This is a genomic window from Streptomyces sp. NBC_00872 (assembly GCF_045161915.1).
GTDB lineage: Bacteria > Actinomycetota > Actinomycetes > Streptomycetales > Streptomycetaceae > Streptomyces.
Genome location: NZ_CP108806.1, coordinates 2,051,697 through 2,066,153 on the forward strand (window position 1 = coordinate 2,051,697; position 14,457 = coordinate 2,066,153).

The window sequence follows — 14,457 nt, forward strand, 5'->3', positions numbered from 1 at the left end:
CCCGCTAGGGTGATATTAATCGAACATGACAGCCGCCTCCCGTGCGGCAGTTCTGGTTGATCGCGCCTATCAGTGTGCCCCACCACCTCGTTGGCGTCTTCTTGCTCCAAAACCCCCTGAGCGGCACCGCTCTTCCGCCAATATGGCGCCCGAAAAGCCCTACTGCGATGCAAGGAACACCGCATGCGACTGACCGACATATCGCTGAACTGGCTGCTTCCCGTCGGCGTGCTGATCGTCGGAATCCTGGTGGCGGTGGCAGTGCTCGCGCGCGGTAAGCGCGCCGGTGACAAGGCCGCGGCCGAGGATTCATGGGAACGCAGTGAAGAACGCCGCAGAAGGAAGGAGACCATCTACGGCGCCGCCTCCTACGCACTTCTCTTCTGCTGTGCGGCGGTCGCCGCCGCCCTCTCGTTCAAAGGCCTGGTCGGATTCGGCCAGGAGAACCTCAGCCTGAGCGGCGGCTGGGAGTACCTCGTCCCCTTCGGTCTCGACGGCGCGGCGATGTTCTGCTCGGTGCTCGCCGTGCGCGAGGCCAGCCACGGTGACGCGGCCCTCGGCTCGCGACTGCTGGTGTGGACGTTCGCCGGTGCGGCCGCCTGGTTCAACTGGGTGCACGCGCCCCGGGGTCTGGGCCACGACGGCGCCCCGCACTTCTTCGCCGGCATGTCGCTCTCGGCCGCGGTCCTCTTCGACCGCGCGCTGAAGCAGACCCGCCGGGCGGCGCTGCGCGAGCAGGGCCTGGTGCCCCGTCCGCTGCCGCAGATCCGGATCGTACGGTGGCTGCGCGCTCCCCGTGAGACCTTCGGCGCCTGGTCGCTGATGCTGCTCGAAAACGTACGCACGCTGGACGAGGCGGTCGAAGAGGTCCGCGAGGACCGCCGCCAGAAGGAGCAGAACCGGCACCGCAGGCGTGAGCAGCAGAAGCTGGACCGGGCGCAGATCAAGGCGCTCAACCGTCAGCACCGGGCCTGGGGGCGCGCCCGCGGTGGCCGTCAGGTGCCCCTGACCGCGGGGGGCGGTGGATCGTCACCGGCCGCCGTCGAGGCCGCCGCGGAGCCTGCCATAGCGGAAAAGGGTCAGCTGCCTCATCGGTCCCCGCTCTCCCTTCAGGCCGTCAAAGGCGGTGAGGCCCGGACCGTGGACCTGACCGCGGAGGACGACACCCAGGCCCTCCCCCGGCTCGACTCCCTGGAGCGCAAGCTCACGGACCTGGAGCGGCAGTTCGGCTGACCAGGATCCATCGGACACACAGCAACCGGACCGGTGTGACGGACTCCCGTCGCGCCGGTCCGCTGTTGTGTCTCCCGTGCGCCCCCACGTATCCGGCGCGCTGTTGTGTTGTCCGGCGTGTTGTCACGTGTGCTGTCCCGGCGGTCGTCGCGTGTGCTGTCCCGACGCCCCTGCCGCACCACCGGCGGCCCGGACCACACCCGCCGGCGGCCCGGCGGCGCCGCTCGTGGCTACGCCGCTTCCGCGTTCATCTCGAACCAGACCACCTTGCCCAGCGGCCGGGCCCGTATGCCCCAGTCGTCCGCCAGGGTCCTCACCAGCGCCAGACCCCTGCCGTGTGTCGCGTCGTCCGCCGCCGGCGGCTGTGTCTCGGGCCTGGTCAGCGGCTGGGGCAGGGCGGCGACGAAGTCCCTGACCTCCACCCGCAGCCGTGAGTCCGCGACGGTCGCCGTGACCACCGCGCCCTGCTCGGTGTGCACCAGCGCGTTGGTGACCAGCTCGCTCATGAGCAGCTCCGCCACCTCCGCCGAATCCCGCTCCCGCCAGTGCAGCAGCATCTCCCGCAAGGCGTGCCGCACTTCCGGGACGGCCGCGAGATCGGCTCCTCCCACTCTGCGCCGTAGCCCTGTCATGGTTCTGTCCCCCCGTTCGTACCGGTGACGGATCCCGCTCTCGGACGCTCATCGGGAGCATGCCCCCGCCCCGATCACGGCACTCGTGTCGTCGGCCATGTCGTTCGTCACCTACTCGCCACGGTGCGGCGGATGCGTGGGGACGGTGTGGGGAAGTGAGGAAGGAGTGATACGAGGACCGACCGCCGCGGCCCAGGAGCGAGGAGCCCCGATGCACGACGACCGCACGCAGGTGGAAGGGCGGCTGGAGCGCGCGCTGCGCCAGTTCGTCCGCCCGGCGCAGTACGCCGCCCGGGAGCCGCTCGCGCTCTCCGTCTGGCAGGTGCCGGGTGAGCCGGTGGCGGTCGGCCGGGCGCTGAAGGGGGTGTACGAACCGTTCGCGGCCGGTACGGAATGGGGCTCGCCCTGGTCAACGAGCTGGTTCCGGCTGGAGGGCACCGTCCCCGAGGCGTGGGCGGGCCGCCGGGTCGAGGCGGTCGTCGACCCCGGGTTCACCGGCGAGGGTCCCGGCTTCCAGGCGGAGGGGCTGGTGTACGACGCGGAGGGCGTCCCGCTGAAGGGCATCCATCCGCGCAACCGCCATATCCCCGTCGCCGCGCCCGCGGCCGGCGGCGAGTCCGTACGGCTGCTGCTGGAGGCCGCCGCCAACCCGGCCGTCCTGCACGGCTTCGAGCCGACGCTCCTCGGGGACGTACTGACCGCCGGGGACCGCCCGCTCTACCGCTTCGCCGCCGCCGAGCTGGCCGTCCTGGACGAGGAGGTCTGGCATCTCGTCCTCGACATCGAGGTGCTCTCCGAGCTGATGCGTGAGCTGCCCGCGGACCGGTCGAGGCGCCATGAGATCCTGCGCGCCCTGGAGTCCATGCTGGACGCGCTCGATCCGCACGATGTCGCGGGCACGGCCACCGCCGCCCGCGGCGAGCTGGCCGGCGCGCTCTCGCGGCCCGCCTCCCCGAGCGCGCACCGGATCTCGGCCGCGGGCCACGCCCATATCGACTCGGCCTGGCTGTGGCCGCTGCGCGAGACGGTACGGAAGGCGTCACGGACCTTCGCCAATGTCACGGCGCTCGCCCCCGACTATCCGGAGCTGGTCTTCGCCTGCTCGCAGGCCCAGCAGTACGCGTGGGTGCGGGATCACCAGCCGGCCATCTGGGAGCGGATCAAGCGGGCCGTGGCGGACGGCAATTGGGCGCCGGTGGGCTCCATGTGGGTGGAGTCGGACGCCAATATGCCCGGCGGTGAGGCACTGGCACGGCAGATCGTGCACGGCAAGCGCTTCTTCCAGGAGGAGCTGGGCGTGGAGACGGAGGAGATCTGGCTGCCGGACTCCTTCGGCTACACGGCGGCGTTCCCGCAGCTGGCGAAGCTCGCCGGGGTGAAGTGGTTCCTCACCCAGAAGCTCTCCTGGAACCAGTCCAACAAGATGCCGCACCACACCTTCTGGTGGGAGGGCATCGACGGCACCCGTGTCTTCACACACTTCCCGCCGGTCGACACGTACAACGCCCACTTCCACGCGGCCGAACTCGCCCACGCCGAGCGGAATTTCGCCGAGAAGGGCCGGGCCTCACGGTCGCTGGTGCCGTTCGGCTGGGGCGACGGCGGTGGCGGCCCCACCCGGGAGATGCTGGAGAAGGCACGGCGGCTGAAGTCCCTGGAGGGCTCGCCCCGGGTCGAGATCGAGCCGCCCTCGGCCTTCTTCGCGGCGGCCGAGGAGGAGTACGGAGCGCGGGCCCCGGTCTGGTCGGGCGAGCTGTATCTGGAGCTGCACCGGGCGACGTACACGACCCAAGCCAAGACCAAGCAGGGCAACCGGCGCAGTGAACATCTCCTGCGGGAGGCCGAGTTGTGGGCGACGGCGGCGGCGCTGCGGTCGCCCGCGTACCGCTATCCGTACGACGCGCTGGACCGGATCTGGAAGACGGTGCTGCTCCACCAGTTCCATGACATCCTGCCGGGTTCCTCGATCGCGTGGGTGCACCGGGAGGCCCGCGAGACCTATGCGGCGGTCCTGGCAGAACTGGAAGGCATCGTCGCGGACGCGCTGGCGGTGCTGGGCGAAGGCTCCGTGGGGGTGTGGAACGCGGCGCCGTACGGGCGGCGCGATGTGATCGCGGCCGACGCCACGGACGTACCGGAGAGTGTCGGGACCCAGCCGCTTGCCGACGGCCGGGTGCTCGCTCCCGCCCTGGTACGGGCGCTGGCGCCGGGCACCTTCACCTCGCTCGCCCCCTCCCCCGTCTCGGCCCTCCAGGACCGCGAGCGGGGGACCGTCACCCTGCGGAACCGGTATCTGGCGGTCGTCGTCGACGCGGACGGGCTGCTGTCGTCCGTACGTGATCTCGTCGCGCACCGCGAGGTGCTGGCCCCCGGCAGCCGGGGCAATCTGCTCCAGCTCCACCCCGATCACCCGAATCAGTGGGACGCCTGGGACATCGACCGGCACTACCGTCACAAGCACACCGATCTCACCGCCGTCGACTCGGTCGAGCTGATCGAGGAGGGTCCGCTGCGGGCGTCGGTGCGGGTGGTGCGTACGTTCGGGGCGTCGCGGATCGTCCAGGAGATCCGGCTCACCGCCGACAGCCGCCGGATCGATGTGGTCACCGACATCGACTGGCGGGAGTCCGAGAAGGTCCTCAAGGCCGCCTTCCCGCTCGATGTGCACGCGGAGCGGTCCACCGCCGAGATCCAGTTCGGCCATGTGCACCGGGCCACACACGAGAACACCGGCTGGGACGCGGCCCGGTTCGAGATCTGCGCCCACCGCTGGCTGCGGGTCGCCGAGCCCGGCTACGGGGTCGCGGTGCTCAACGACTCGACGTACGGGCACGATGTGACGCGCGTGCCGCATCCGGAGGGGCTCGGTACGACCGTACGGCTGACACTGCTGCGCGCCCCGCACAGCCCGGACCCGGAAACCGACCTCGGCACACACCGCCTCACCTACGCCCTGCTGCCGGGCACCTCGCAGGAGGAGACCGTACGGGAGGGACTGGCACTCAATCTCCCCCTGCGCGTGGCCACCGCGCCCGAGTCGCCGCCGCTGGTCGACGCCGGCGATCCGGCGGTGACGGTGGAGGCGGTCAAGCTGGCGGAGGACCGGAGCGGCGATGTGGTGGTACGGCTCTACGAGTCGGCGGGCGGCCGGGCCGACACCACACTGCGGATCGGCTTCCCGGTGGTGGGCGCGCGGGTGACCGATCTGCTGGAGCGTCCGCTGTACGAGGCGGAGACGGGCGAGGAGGGGCTGCGGCTGAGGCTGAGGCCGTTCCAGATCCTGACACTCCGCCTCACACCTCCGCCTCCTGGCGGTACGCCTCCCGGCTAGGGACCGTGGCGCGGGGTGTGTTGCGACGGCGCACCCCGGCCGGGCTCGCCGCGTCGCGGAAATCAGGGGCGTGGCATGTTCCGCAGGTTCGAGCGGGCCATGTGGACCATGCGGCCCACCCCGCCGTCGAGCACAATCTTGCTCGCCGACAGCGCGAAGCCGGCCACCATGTCCGCCTTGATCTTCGGTGGGATGGAGAGCGCGTTCGGGTCGGTGACCACATCGACCAGGGCCGGGCCCTTGTGCCGGAACGCGTCCTTGAGCGCGCCCGCGAGCTGCCTGGGCTTCTCCACCCGTACGCCGTGGACCCCCGCCGCGCGGGCGATGGCCGAGAAGTCCGGGTTGTGGTTGGTCGTGCCGTACGACGGCAGCCCGGCCACCATCATCTCCAGCTCCACCATCCCCAGCGCGGAGTTGTTGAAGAGGACGACCTTCACCGGCAGATCGTGCTGGACGAGGGTGAGGAAGTCGCCCATCAGCATGGAGAATCCGCCGTCGCCCGACATGGAGACGACCTGGCGGTTCCGGTCGACGAACTGCGCGCCGATGGCCTGCGGCAGTGCGTTGGCCATCGACCCATGGCTGAAGGAGCCGATGACACGACGGCGTCCGTTCGGCGAGAGATAGCGCGCCGCCCAGACATTGCACATACCGGTGTCTACGGTGAACACGGCGTCGTCGTCGGCGAGTTCGTCCAGCGCGGCGGCGACATACTCGGGGTGGATCGGGACATGCTTGTCCACCCTGCGGGTGTACGCCTTGACCACGCCCTCCAGCGCGTCGGCGTGCTTCCTCAGCATCTTGTCGAGAAAGCGGCGGTCCGTCTTGGCCCGTACGCGCGGTGTGAGACAGAGCAGGGTCTCCCGGACATCACCCCAGACCGCGAGATCCAGCTTGGAGCGCCGGCCGAGGTTCTCGGGCCGGACATCGACCTGGACGATCTTGACGTCGTCGGGCAGGAACGCGTTGTACGGGAAGTCCGTGCCGAGCAGGATCAGCAGATCGCACTCGTGTGTGGCCTCGTAGGCGGCGCCGTAGCCGAGCAGTCCGCTCATACCGACGTCGTACTTGTTGTCGTACTGGATCCACTCCTTGCCCCGCAGGGCGTGCCCGATGGGGGACTTGATCCGCTCCGCGAACTCCATCACCTCGGCGTGCGCGCCTGCCGTGCCGCTGCCGCAGAAGAGTGTGATCCGTTCCGCCTCGTCGATCATCCGGGCGAGCTTCTCGATCTCCGCGTCGCCGGGCCGTACGGAGGGCCGGGTGGTGACCAGCGCGTGTTCCACCGCCCGCTCGGGCGCCGGCGCGGAGGCGATGTCACCGGGCAGGGTGACCACACTGACACCGCTGCGCCCGACCGCGTGCTGGATCGCCGTCTGGAGCAGCCGAGGCATCTGCTTGGGACTGGAGATCATCTCGCAGTAGTGGCTGCACTCCCGGAAGAGCTGCTCGGGGTGGGTCTCCTGGAAGTAGCCGAGCCCGATCTCGCCGGACGGGATGTGGGAGGCGAGGGCGAGCACGGGGGCCATGGAACGGTGCGCGTCGTAGAGGCCGTTGATGAGATGGAGATTGCCGGGGCCGCAGGAGCCCGCGCAGGCGGCGAGTCTGCCGGTGATCTGGGCCTCGGCGCCGGCCGCGAAGGCGGCGGTCTCCTCGTGTCTGACCTGGACCCAGTCGATGGCGCGGTTACGGCGGATGGCGTCCACGACCGGGTTGAGACTGTCGCCGACGACTCCGTACAGCCGCTTGACGCCCGCCCGGACGAGGATGTCGACAAACTGCTCCGCCACGTTCTGTCTGGCCATGGAAGCGCGCCCTTCTCCGCCGGTGTCGGGTACTCGTGGGCCCGTAGACGCACGAGTCCATCAACCCATGGCGGACGCGGTCGCGCCTGCGCGGTTACGCCACGGCGGCTACTCCTCCGACACCCCGGCGGCTACTCCTCCCAGACACCGGCGGCGGTGCGGTCGTCGGCGTATCCCTCGATCCTGAGCTGGATGTCCGCGAGGTATTCGGCCAGCCCCGGAGCGCCGGCCGGTGCCCAGCGGGCGGCCAGTTCCCCGGCGAAGGCGGGCTCGCCGCGCAGCGGTTCCGCGAGGCCGCCGCTGCACAGCAGGAGCGTGTCCCCGGGCCGGGCGACCGAGGCGCGGAACCGGAACGGCTCGGGCTGCGGTGGAAGCGGACCCTCTATATAGGGGGACGGGGGCTTGGTGATCGCCAGATCCATGGTGAGCTGATCGGCCTCCAGGGCCCCGGCGGGCCGGGAGCCGAAGCCGACGACCGGGGCACCGGTGACGGCACCCGGCTCGGGGACCGCCGGTTCCAGGTCCTGCCAGACACCGTCCCGCAGCCGGAAGAGGCCGCCGTCGCCGACCCCGAAGAACACCCGGGTCCGGCACTCCGGGTCGGCGGAGAGCAGCAGACAGCGCAGGCCCGCGGTGTACTCCTCGGGTGCCACGCCCAGTTCGGCGGCGCGGGCGCGGAGCTTGCCGAAACCGCGGTCGGTGAGCCGGTGCAGCCCGGACTTGAGCTCGCCCCTGCGTCCCGCCCTTATGTCCTCGGAGAGCCGGCTGTGGCTGCGCCCGACGGCGCCGCCGATCCAGTGGCACACATCCGCCGCCGCTCGATGGGTGCCCTCGGCCGCGCGGGAACCACTGGCGACGGCCACGAGGACGAGCGCGTGGACACCGGTGCCGAAGCGGGCGGTGAGCAGCGCGTCGCGGCGGGGCTCGCCACGGTAGCGGGCGGAGTCGCCTCGTACGGACACGGTCCGCAGGGAGTACGAACCGTAGGACGCGCCGTCGAGAACGGTGTCGGGAACGAGTTCGTGCAGCCGCTCGGCGTCGGCGGCGGGCAGCGTGGCGGGCTGGGGGGCGTAGGTCGGGGGCCTGTCCCCGAGATGGGTGACAGCGGGCCGGGGGGTGGACGGCGGTGGGGGCGCGGGCGGTGCCGGGGGCGCCGCCGATGTCCGCCGGGGCGAGGACGGCGGAGGACCGGACGGCGGCAGGGCCCCTGACGGCGCGGCGGGAGCCTGGGCCGGGGCCCTGGTCGGGGCGGGGGCGGGTGCCGAAGGCGGAGGTGGAACGGGGGTTGGGGTTGGGGTCGGAGCAGGAGCCGGGGCCGGCATCGGAGGCGGGGGCGGCTCGGACTCCGGGCGCGGCTGCGGCTGCGGCGTACCCCAGGCGCTTCCCGCCGCGGGGCTCCCGAGGGGGCCCTGCTGCCGGGGCAGCCATACGGTGTCGTTGTCGGCGGGTCCGTCGGCGGGTCCGCCGGAGGACCTGTTGCCCGGTTCCGGCCGACGCGGATCCGGGACCGACGGACGTTCAGGACCGGGGGAATCGGCGCTCCCCGGCAGAGGTCTCGCGTCACTGGGGGTGTACGGCGGGGGTGGCGGCTCGGCCGACGGCCGCGCCTGCCGCGCCGGCGGCTGCTGCGGTGGCGTCTGCCGCGCCGGCGGCTGCTGCGGCTGCTCCCACCAGGCCCTGGGCTGTCGCGCCTCTATCCCGTCGGGACCGGGCCCCGGGGCTTCCTTCGGCATGTCGGGCGCACCCCGGCCGTCCGTACCAGGCGCACCCCGGCCGTCCGTACCGGCCGTGTCCGCGGCCACCGTGTCCGTACCCACCGCGTCCGCGGCCGAGTCGAAGCGGTCGTCGAGCGTGTCCCCCGAAGCGGCGGCGGGACCGGTGTCCGGTGCGGACTCTTCGTACAACCGGTTCCACCAGTCGTCGGCGGCTGGCCTCTGCCCCTGCTGACTCATGCCCCTATCTTCGACCGCGCCAGGGGTACGAAAACGGGGCACCGGGAAATATTCAAGTCCGCCGGGCGGCCCCACCCCCCACGGGAAGGACGCCCGGCGAACGTCACAGGTCCAGCGCGGGCCGATGCGCCGCCACCAGGGCCGCGCATATCGCTCTCCCGAGCAATCCGGGCCAAATCACCCCCAAGGGGCATATGACCGGGGTCTGTTGCTGCTGTGATGGCGCCACCTTGGCAGAGTGCCGCACGGAACAGCGATGATGTGGCACGGCGGGTTTACGCCGTGGCCGGTATCCGCCACGGTCCGCGGTGGAACGCAGGGGTCCGGGGAGGGGAGCAGGGGTGCTCGGAGCGATAGGTCTCGACGAGAGACAGGAGTCCACCTACCGCGCGCTGGTGGCGATCGGCGCCGCGGAGGTCGCGGATCTGGCCCATCGGCTGGCCCTTCCCGAGCCGGACACCGAACAGGCCCTGCGCCGGCTGGAGCGGCAGGGCCTGGCCGCGCAGTCCTCGTCCCGTACCGGACGGTGGGTCGCGGCGCCGCCCGCCGTCGCGCTGGGCGCGCTGCTCACCCAGCACCGCCATGAGCTGGAGCAGGCCGAACTGGCCGCGGTGCTGCTCGCCGAGGAGTACCGCGCGGAGGCCACGGAACCGGCCGTGCACGATCTGGTCGAGGTCGTCACGGGCGCGAGCGCGGTGGCCCACCGTTTCCTCCAGCTCCAGCTCGGCGCGGCCGAGGAGGTCTGCGCCCTGGTCACCGGCAGGCCCGTGGCCGTGACCGGCATCGACAACGAGGCGGAGGAGCGCGCGGCGGCCCGAGGGGTCGCGTACCGCGTGGTGATCGAGCGCGAGGTGCTCTCGCTGCCCGCCGGGATCAGCGAACTCTCCGCGGCGCTCGGGCGCGACGAGCAGGTCCGGGTCGTCGAGCGGGTGCCGACGAAGCTGGTGGTCGCGGACCGCACTCTGGCGATGGTGCCGCTGACGGGCCCCGGGGCGGAACCGGCGGTTCTGGTCGTCCATGCCAGCGGGCTGCTGGAGTCGCTGGTGGGGCTCTTCGAGTCGGTGTGGCGGGAGGCACTGCCACTGCGGCTCGGCAGGGATGGCGCGGTGACCGAAGGCGGGGTGCCGGGACCCGACTCCACCGATCTGGAGATCCTGTCGCTGCTGCTCGCCGGGATGACCGACGCGAGCGTCGCCAAACAGCTCGACCTGGGACTGCGGACCGTACAGCGCCGGGTGAAGGGGCTGATGGAGCTGAGCGGGGTGACGACCAGGCTCCAGCTCGGCTGGCACGCGTACGAGAAGGGCTGGGTGACGCGGGGTCTGCGGGAGTGAGCCGCCCGTTCCGTGGTGCCGGTGTTCCCGGAGTTGCCGGTGGGAGCTGGGGTCGGGGGCGTAGGACCCATGGCGGATGCGCGGGGGCGGGTGCCCGTGTGACGCTGGGATCATGACCCGATTCAGCGAGTCCGAGCGCGCGTATCTGAGGACCCAGCGACTGGGGCGGATGGCGACCGTCGATCCGAAGGGGCAGCCGCAGGCCAATCCGGTCGGCTTCTTCCCGCAGGACGACGGAACGATCCTGATCGGCGGGCTCGCCCTCGCCACCACCAAGAAGTGGCGGAATCTCCGCACGAATCCGAAGGTGGCGCTGGTCGTCGACGACGTCGTGAGTGTGGATCCGTGGACGGTGCGCGGTGTGGACATCCGGGGTGAGGCGGAGTTGCTGACCGGCCCGCACGACCTCGGTGCGCACTTCAGCCAGGAGCTGATCCGTATTCATCCCCACAAGATCCACAGCTGGGGCCTCGACTGAAACGGCGGGGCGCCGGGCGCCGGCGCCGTACGAGGTGACCGGGCCGGACGGGGACGACAGGTCCCGCGCCCGGCCCAGTGCGGAGCCGGAAGCGGGACGGGCGCGGGACGGGCGCGGCCCGGGAACGGGCCGCGGAGGCCGGGACACCCGCCCCGATCCCAGCGCCCGCCCCCCGCACTCCGCACCGGCCCGCTCCCCCGGCCGGCCACCGCATACGGCTCGCTACCGCGTACGGTCGCTCCGGCCGCCCCGCTTGGCCTCCATGGCCGCGCGGCCCTCCGCGCCCTTGCGCTTCCACTCGCGCCGGATCTCACCGCGCAGCCGGGCATCGGTCTTGGCGACGATGCGCTGGTTCTCCCGCAGCAACTTGCGGTAGCTCTCCAGCCTGCGCACGGACAGCGCACCGTCCTCCACCGCGCCGAGCACGGCGCAACCCGGCTCGGACACATGGGCGCAGTCATGGAAACGGCACCCCCGCGCCAGTTCCTCGATCTCCGAGAAGACCTGCCCGACGCCGGTCTCCGCGTCCCACAGCCCCACACCGCGCAGCCCAGGTGTGTCGATGAGCACCCCGCCGCCCGGCATCGCGAGGAGATTGCGTGTCGTGGTGGTGTGCCGCCCCTTTCCGTCGACCTCACGAATGGCCCGCACCTCCATCACCTCGTCCCCGAGCAGCGCGTTCGCGAGCGTCGACTTGCCCGCGCCGGAGACCCCCAGCAGCACGCTCGTACCGGCCGACAGCACGGCCGAGAGCACCTCGACCCCGTCCCCCGTCGCCGCGCTGACGGCGAGCACCTGCACACCGGGCGCGGTGGTCCTGACATCGTCGACGAGATGGCCCAGCACGGTCGGATCACCCACCAGATCGGCCTTGGTCAGCACGATCAACGGCAGGGCTCCGCTCTCCCAGGCCAGGGCCAGAAAGCGTTCGATCCTGCCGAGGTCGAGTTCGACGGCGAGCGACACGGCGATGATCGCGTGATCGACATTGGCGGCCAGGATCTGCCCCTCGGACCGCAGGGAGGAGGTGGACCGTACGAAGGCGGTACGCCGTGGCAGATACTCCCGTACGAAACGCGGATCCCCGCCCACCGGATCGACCGCCGCCCAGTCCCCCGTGCAGATCACCCGCATCGGATCCGGCGGGACGACGAATGCGGTGTCCGCGCGCACCACACCGTCGGCGGTGACGACATCACACTGCCCACGGTCGACCCGCACCACCCGGCCGGGCAACAGCCCCCGCCGGACGTACGGCGCGAACTCCGCCTCCCAGCCCTCGTCCCAGCCGTACGGGGCGAGCGGATGCGAAACGGAGGAAACCTCGAAGAAAGAGAAAGACAAGGGAAACCCTTCACAAGGGCGGCCCCGGCACACGCGCCGATCAGGCACGGAAGAAGACGAAGGTCAGCCGGAGACCACAGGAATGGGAACGATGAGCCTCTGAACCTGGGCAGCGCCCAGCGCAATGACAGTCATCAACGTCCTCACCTCCTGCTTCCTCGACGATCCGACAACACGTCAGCACCAGCGGGTCACAACACCGCCGCGACCGGGACCCACCCTAGCCAAACCCCGCCGACCACCGCGAGCCATTTTCCCGCCCCCGCCACAAGGACCGCGGCCACGAACCGAACGGCATGGTCAGGTCCGCGTCCTGACGGGCGGATCATGGCCGAACACGACCTAGGCGACTGGCTGGTCTATACCTATAGTCGCCTTTGTCCCCGACCGTCCAGGAAGGCCGAACTCCGTCCAGTTGCCGCTTGTCCCGACCCGCCTCCCGTCCTGCTACGTCCTGGAGATCCCGTGGACCTGCGTACGACGTTACGTTTCAACCTCACGGCCCTTCTCTGCACTTCACTCTCATAGGTGAAGGGCGTTATGTGATTCGTCAATGCGCCTCCGGACCGGATAGGGGCGTGCTGGGGGACAGCGGTGGGCAGGTTGGCGACCGCCCAGCAGGTTGTGGGGCGCCGGTAGGGTCAGTGCTCCCATGGGGGAGCGCAAGGCGAGCAACGAGCGACGGGGGCGCCGGGTGAAGACACGCAGCAAGAGCCGCGGCAATCCTGAGCCGCAGGAGCCCTGCAACGAGATCGTGCCGGGACTGTGGATGGGCGGCCACTACTGGGCGCTCGGTTCGGGTGACATCCAGCAAGCCATCGTGGGCAGTGAGTTCGAGCTGGTGATCAGCTTGTTCACCTCTCCAGGGCACGGGCCTGCTCCGGAGGTCAGCCACCGTGTGGCCGAGATCCCCGACGAGCCCCTGACTGCCGCGCAGCTCGGCATCGTGCAGCAGCTCGCCCAGCAGGCAGCACGAGCCGTCGGTGACGGACAGCGCACCTTGATCCGGTGCAACGCCGGCCTCAACCGCTCTGGTCTCCTCGTGGGGCAGACTCTTGTCGATCTCGGATACGAGCCAGCCACAGCAATTACGCTCATCCGGCAGCGGAGGTCTCCTTGGGCCCTCAGCAACCGGATCTTCGAGGAATACCTCACCGCCGGGCTCGATGTCGCCCAGCTCCTTGCCAGCTTGGAGATGCCTTCCTGAGCAGGACTTGGTTGCAGACACACTGGCAGCTCAGGGCCTCCGAATATCCAGCGGAATGTCATTGCGCTTCGTTCGGACGGCGGCGTGCGGGGATGCCGAGGTGGACAGCTGGTCGCTCGGCTCGGCGTTGGGTCTCGTCGCGCTTGGCGCGGAGGAAGGTGAGGGTGAGGTCGATGCCCTCGATCTCACCGATCCAGCCTTCGGCCTCGGCCTGCGTCCTGCGTTGTAGGAGGTCGGCTTCGAGCTCGAAAAGCCGGGCGAGCATCTTGGGGTTGACGTGGAGCATCGGGCAGCGAATGCAGGCGTGTTCGTGCTGGCAGGGGGTGCCGTAGGGGCGTCCGCAGGAGCCGAGCTCGACCTTGCGGCGGTCGAAGTGCTCCTCGAACTCGGTCCACTCCTGCTCGGTGGTATCTCGGTACTCCTCCGAGGGCCGGACCTGGCGCCCCTGGTGGAGGTGGGCCTGGTAGTGGCGGACCACGTCCTCATCGAAGACGGCGACGTAGCCGCGGGTGGTCTGGATGCTGAGGTGCCCCAGCAGCGCGGCCCCGATGTGGATGGGCAGGCCGCTGTTGACCAGCTCGGTGGCGAAGATCCTTCGGAAGTCGTGCGGGGTGAATTTCAGCCCGCGGAACCCGGGACGGGTCCGTGCTAGGTCCTCGCAGCGCCGGCTGATCATCTTCTGGATCGTGCCGGGGTTGAAGACCTTCGAGCCGATCGCTCCGTTCTGGCGCTGGAAGAGGAAGGGCATCGGCGCGCTCCAGACCTTCTCGTGATGGTCGTGGCGGCTGACCAGGGGAATCGGTTTTCCGCGTCGGCTGTGGCGGCGGATGATCGAGGCGACGACGTGGAACAGCTCGGCGGACATGGGGATGACCCGCTCGCGGTCAGTCTTGGACGGCGCGATGACCAGGAGGGCGATGACCTCGCCGTTTGAGCGCTGGTATTGGCGGATGCCGAGGTGGGTCAGCTCGCACAGCTCCTCGATGCGGACGCCGGAGTGCCGCAGCGTCTCGACTGCTGCCCAGTCCCAGAAGGCGGCTTCCTCTTCTGCGCCGATGTGCATCAGCACGCCGGTGTCCAGGTTCACCACGCGGGTGGGAACTGGGGCACCGTGTCGGAGGAGCTTGTGGTCCGATTCGCT

The 14,457-nt window shown here is 70.7% G+C and carries 10 protein-coding genes; 5 read left to right on the forward strand and 5 right to left on the reverse strand.

What is annotated here, in order from left to right; genetic code table 11:
* The first annotated feature begins 183 nt into the window (after positions 1-183).
* Positions 184-1,233 (forward strand): DUF2637 domain-containing protein, encoded by a 1,050-nt coding sequence (locus tag OG214_RS08860; protein ID WP_363081419.1) that lies wholly within the window; start codon positions 184-186, stop codon positions 1,231-1,233.
* 230 nt (positions 1,234-1,463) lie between these two features.
* On the opposite strand, the gene OG214_RS08865 is transcribed toward OG214_RS08860, so the two are convergent.
* Complete coding sequence (locus OG214_RS08865) at positions 1,464-1,865, reverse strand: ATP-binding protein (protein ID WP_363081420.1); 402 nt, start codon at positions 1,863-1,865, stop codon at positions 1,464-1,466.
* 211 nt (positions 1,866-2,076) lie between these two features.
* On the opposite strand from OG214_RS08865, the gene OG214_RS08870 reads away from it, so the two are divergent.
* Positions 2,077-5,196, forward strand: a complete 3,120-nt coding sequence (locus OG214_RS08870) for an alpha-mannosidase (RefSeq protein WP_405984415.1) — start codon at positions 2,077-2,079, stop codon at positions 5,194-5,196.
* 62 nt (positions 5,197-5,258) lie between these two features.
* Here OG214_RS08870 and OG214_RS08875 read toward each other — a convergent pair whose 3' ends face one another.
* Complete coding sequence (locus OG214_RS08875) at positions 5,259-7,001, reverse strand: pyruvate dehydrogenase (RefSeq protein ID WP_405984416.1); 1,743 nt, start codon at positions 6,999-7,001, stop codon at positions 5,259-5,261.
* Between the two features lie 131 nt (positions 7,002-7,132).
* The gene (locus OG214_RS08880) at positions 7,133-8,953 is read right to left on the reverse strand and encodes a protein phosphatase 2C domain-containing protein (RefSeq protein WP_405984417.1); all 1,821 of its coding nucleotides are present in this window, start codon (positions 8,951-8,953) and stop codon (positions 7,133-7,135) included.
* A 341-nt stretch (positions 8,954-9,294) separates the two neighbouring features.
* On the opposite strand from OG214_RS08880, the gene OG214_RS08885 reads away from it, so the two are divergent.
* Together OG214_RS08885 and OG214_RS08890 are read left to right on the forward strand one after the other, a co-directional pair.
* The gene (locus OG214_RS08885; protein WP_363081425.1) at positions 9,295-10,287 is read left to right on the forward strand and encodes a helix-turn-helix domain-containing protein; all 993 of its coding nucleotides are present in this window, start codon (positions 9,295-9,297) and stop codon (positions 10,285-10,287) included.
* 112 nt (positions 10,288-10,399) lie between these two features.
* Complete coding sequence (locus tag OG214_RS08890; RefSeq protein ID WP_405984418.1) at positions 10,400-10,765, forward strand: PPOX class F420-dependent oxidoreductase; 366 nt, start codon at positions 10,400-10,402, stop codon at positions 10,763-10,765.
* Between the two features lie 222 nt (positions 10,766-10,987).
* On the opposite strand, the gene rsgA is transcribed toward OG214_RS08890, so the two are convergent.
* The gene (gene rsgA, locus OG214_RS08895) at positions 10,988-12,109 is read right to left on the reverse strand and encodes a ribosome small subunit-dependent GTPase A (protein WP_363081427.1); all 1,122 of its coding nucleotides are present in this window, start codon (positions 12,107-12,109) and stop codon (positions 10,988-10,990) included.
* A gap of 652 nt (positions 12,110-12,761) precedes the next feature.
* Between rsgA and OG214_RS08900 the strand changes: the two genes are divergently transcribed.
* The gene (locus OG214_RS08900; RefSeq protein ID WP_405984419.1) at positions 12,762-13,316 is read left to right on the forward strand and encodes a protein phosphatase; all 555 of its coding nucleotides are present in this window, start codon (positions 12,762-12,764) and stop codon (positions 13,314-13,316) included.
* A gap of 58 nt (positions 13,317-13,374) precedes the next feature.
* Here the strand turns inward: OG214_RS08900 and OG214_RS08905 are convergent, their stop codons facing one another.
* On the reverse strand, positions 13,375-14,403 hold the full coding sequence (locus tag OG214_RS08905) for a tyrosine-type recombinase/integrase (RefSeq protein WP_405984420.1): 1,029 nt from the start codon (positions 14,401-14,403) through the stop codon (positions 13,375-13,377).
* Between the last annotated feature and the right edge of the window lie 54 nt (positions 14,404-14,457).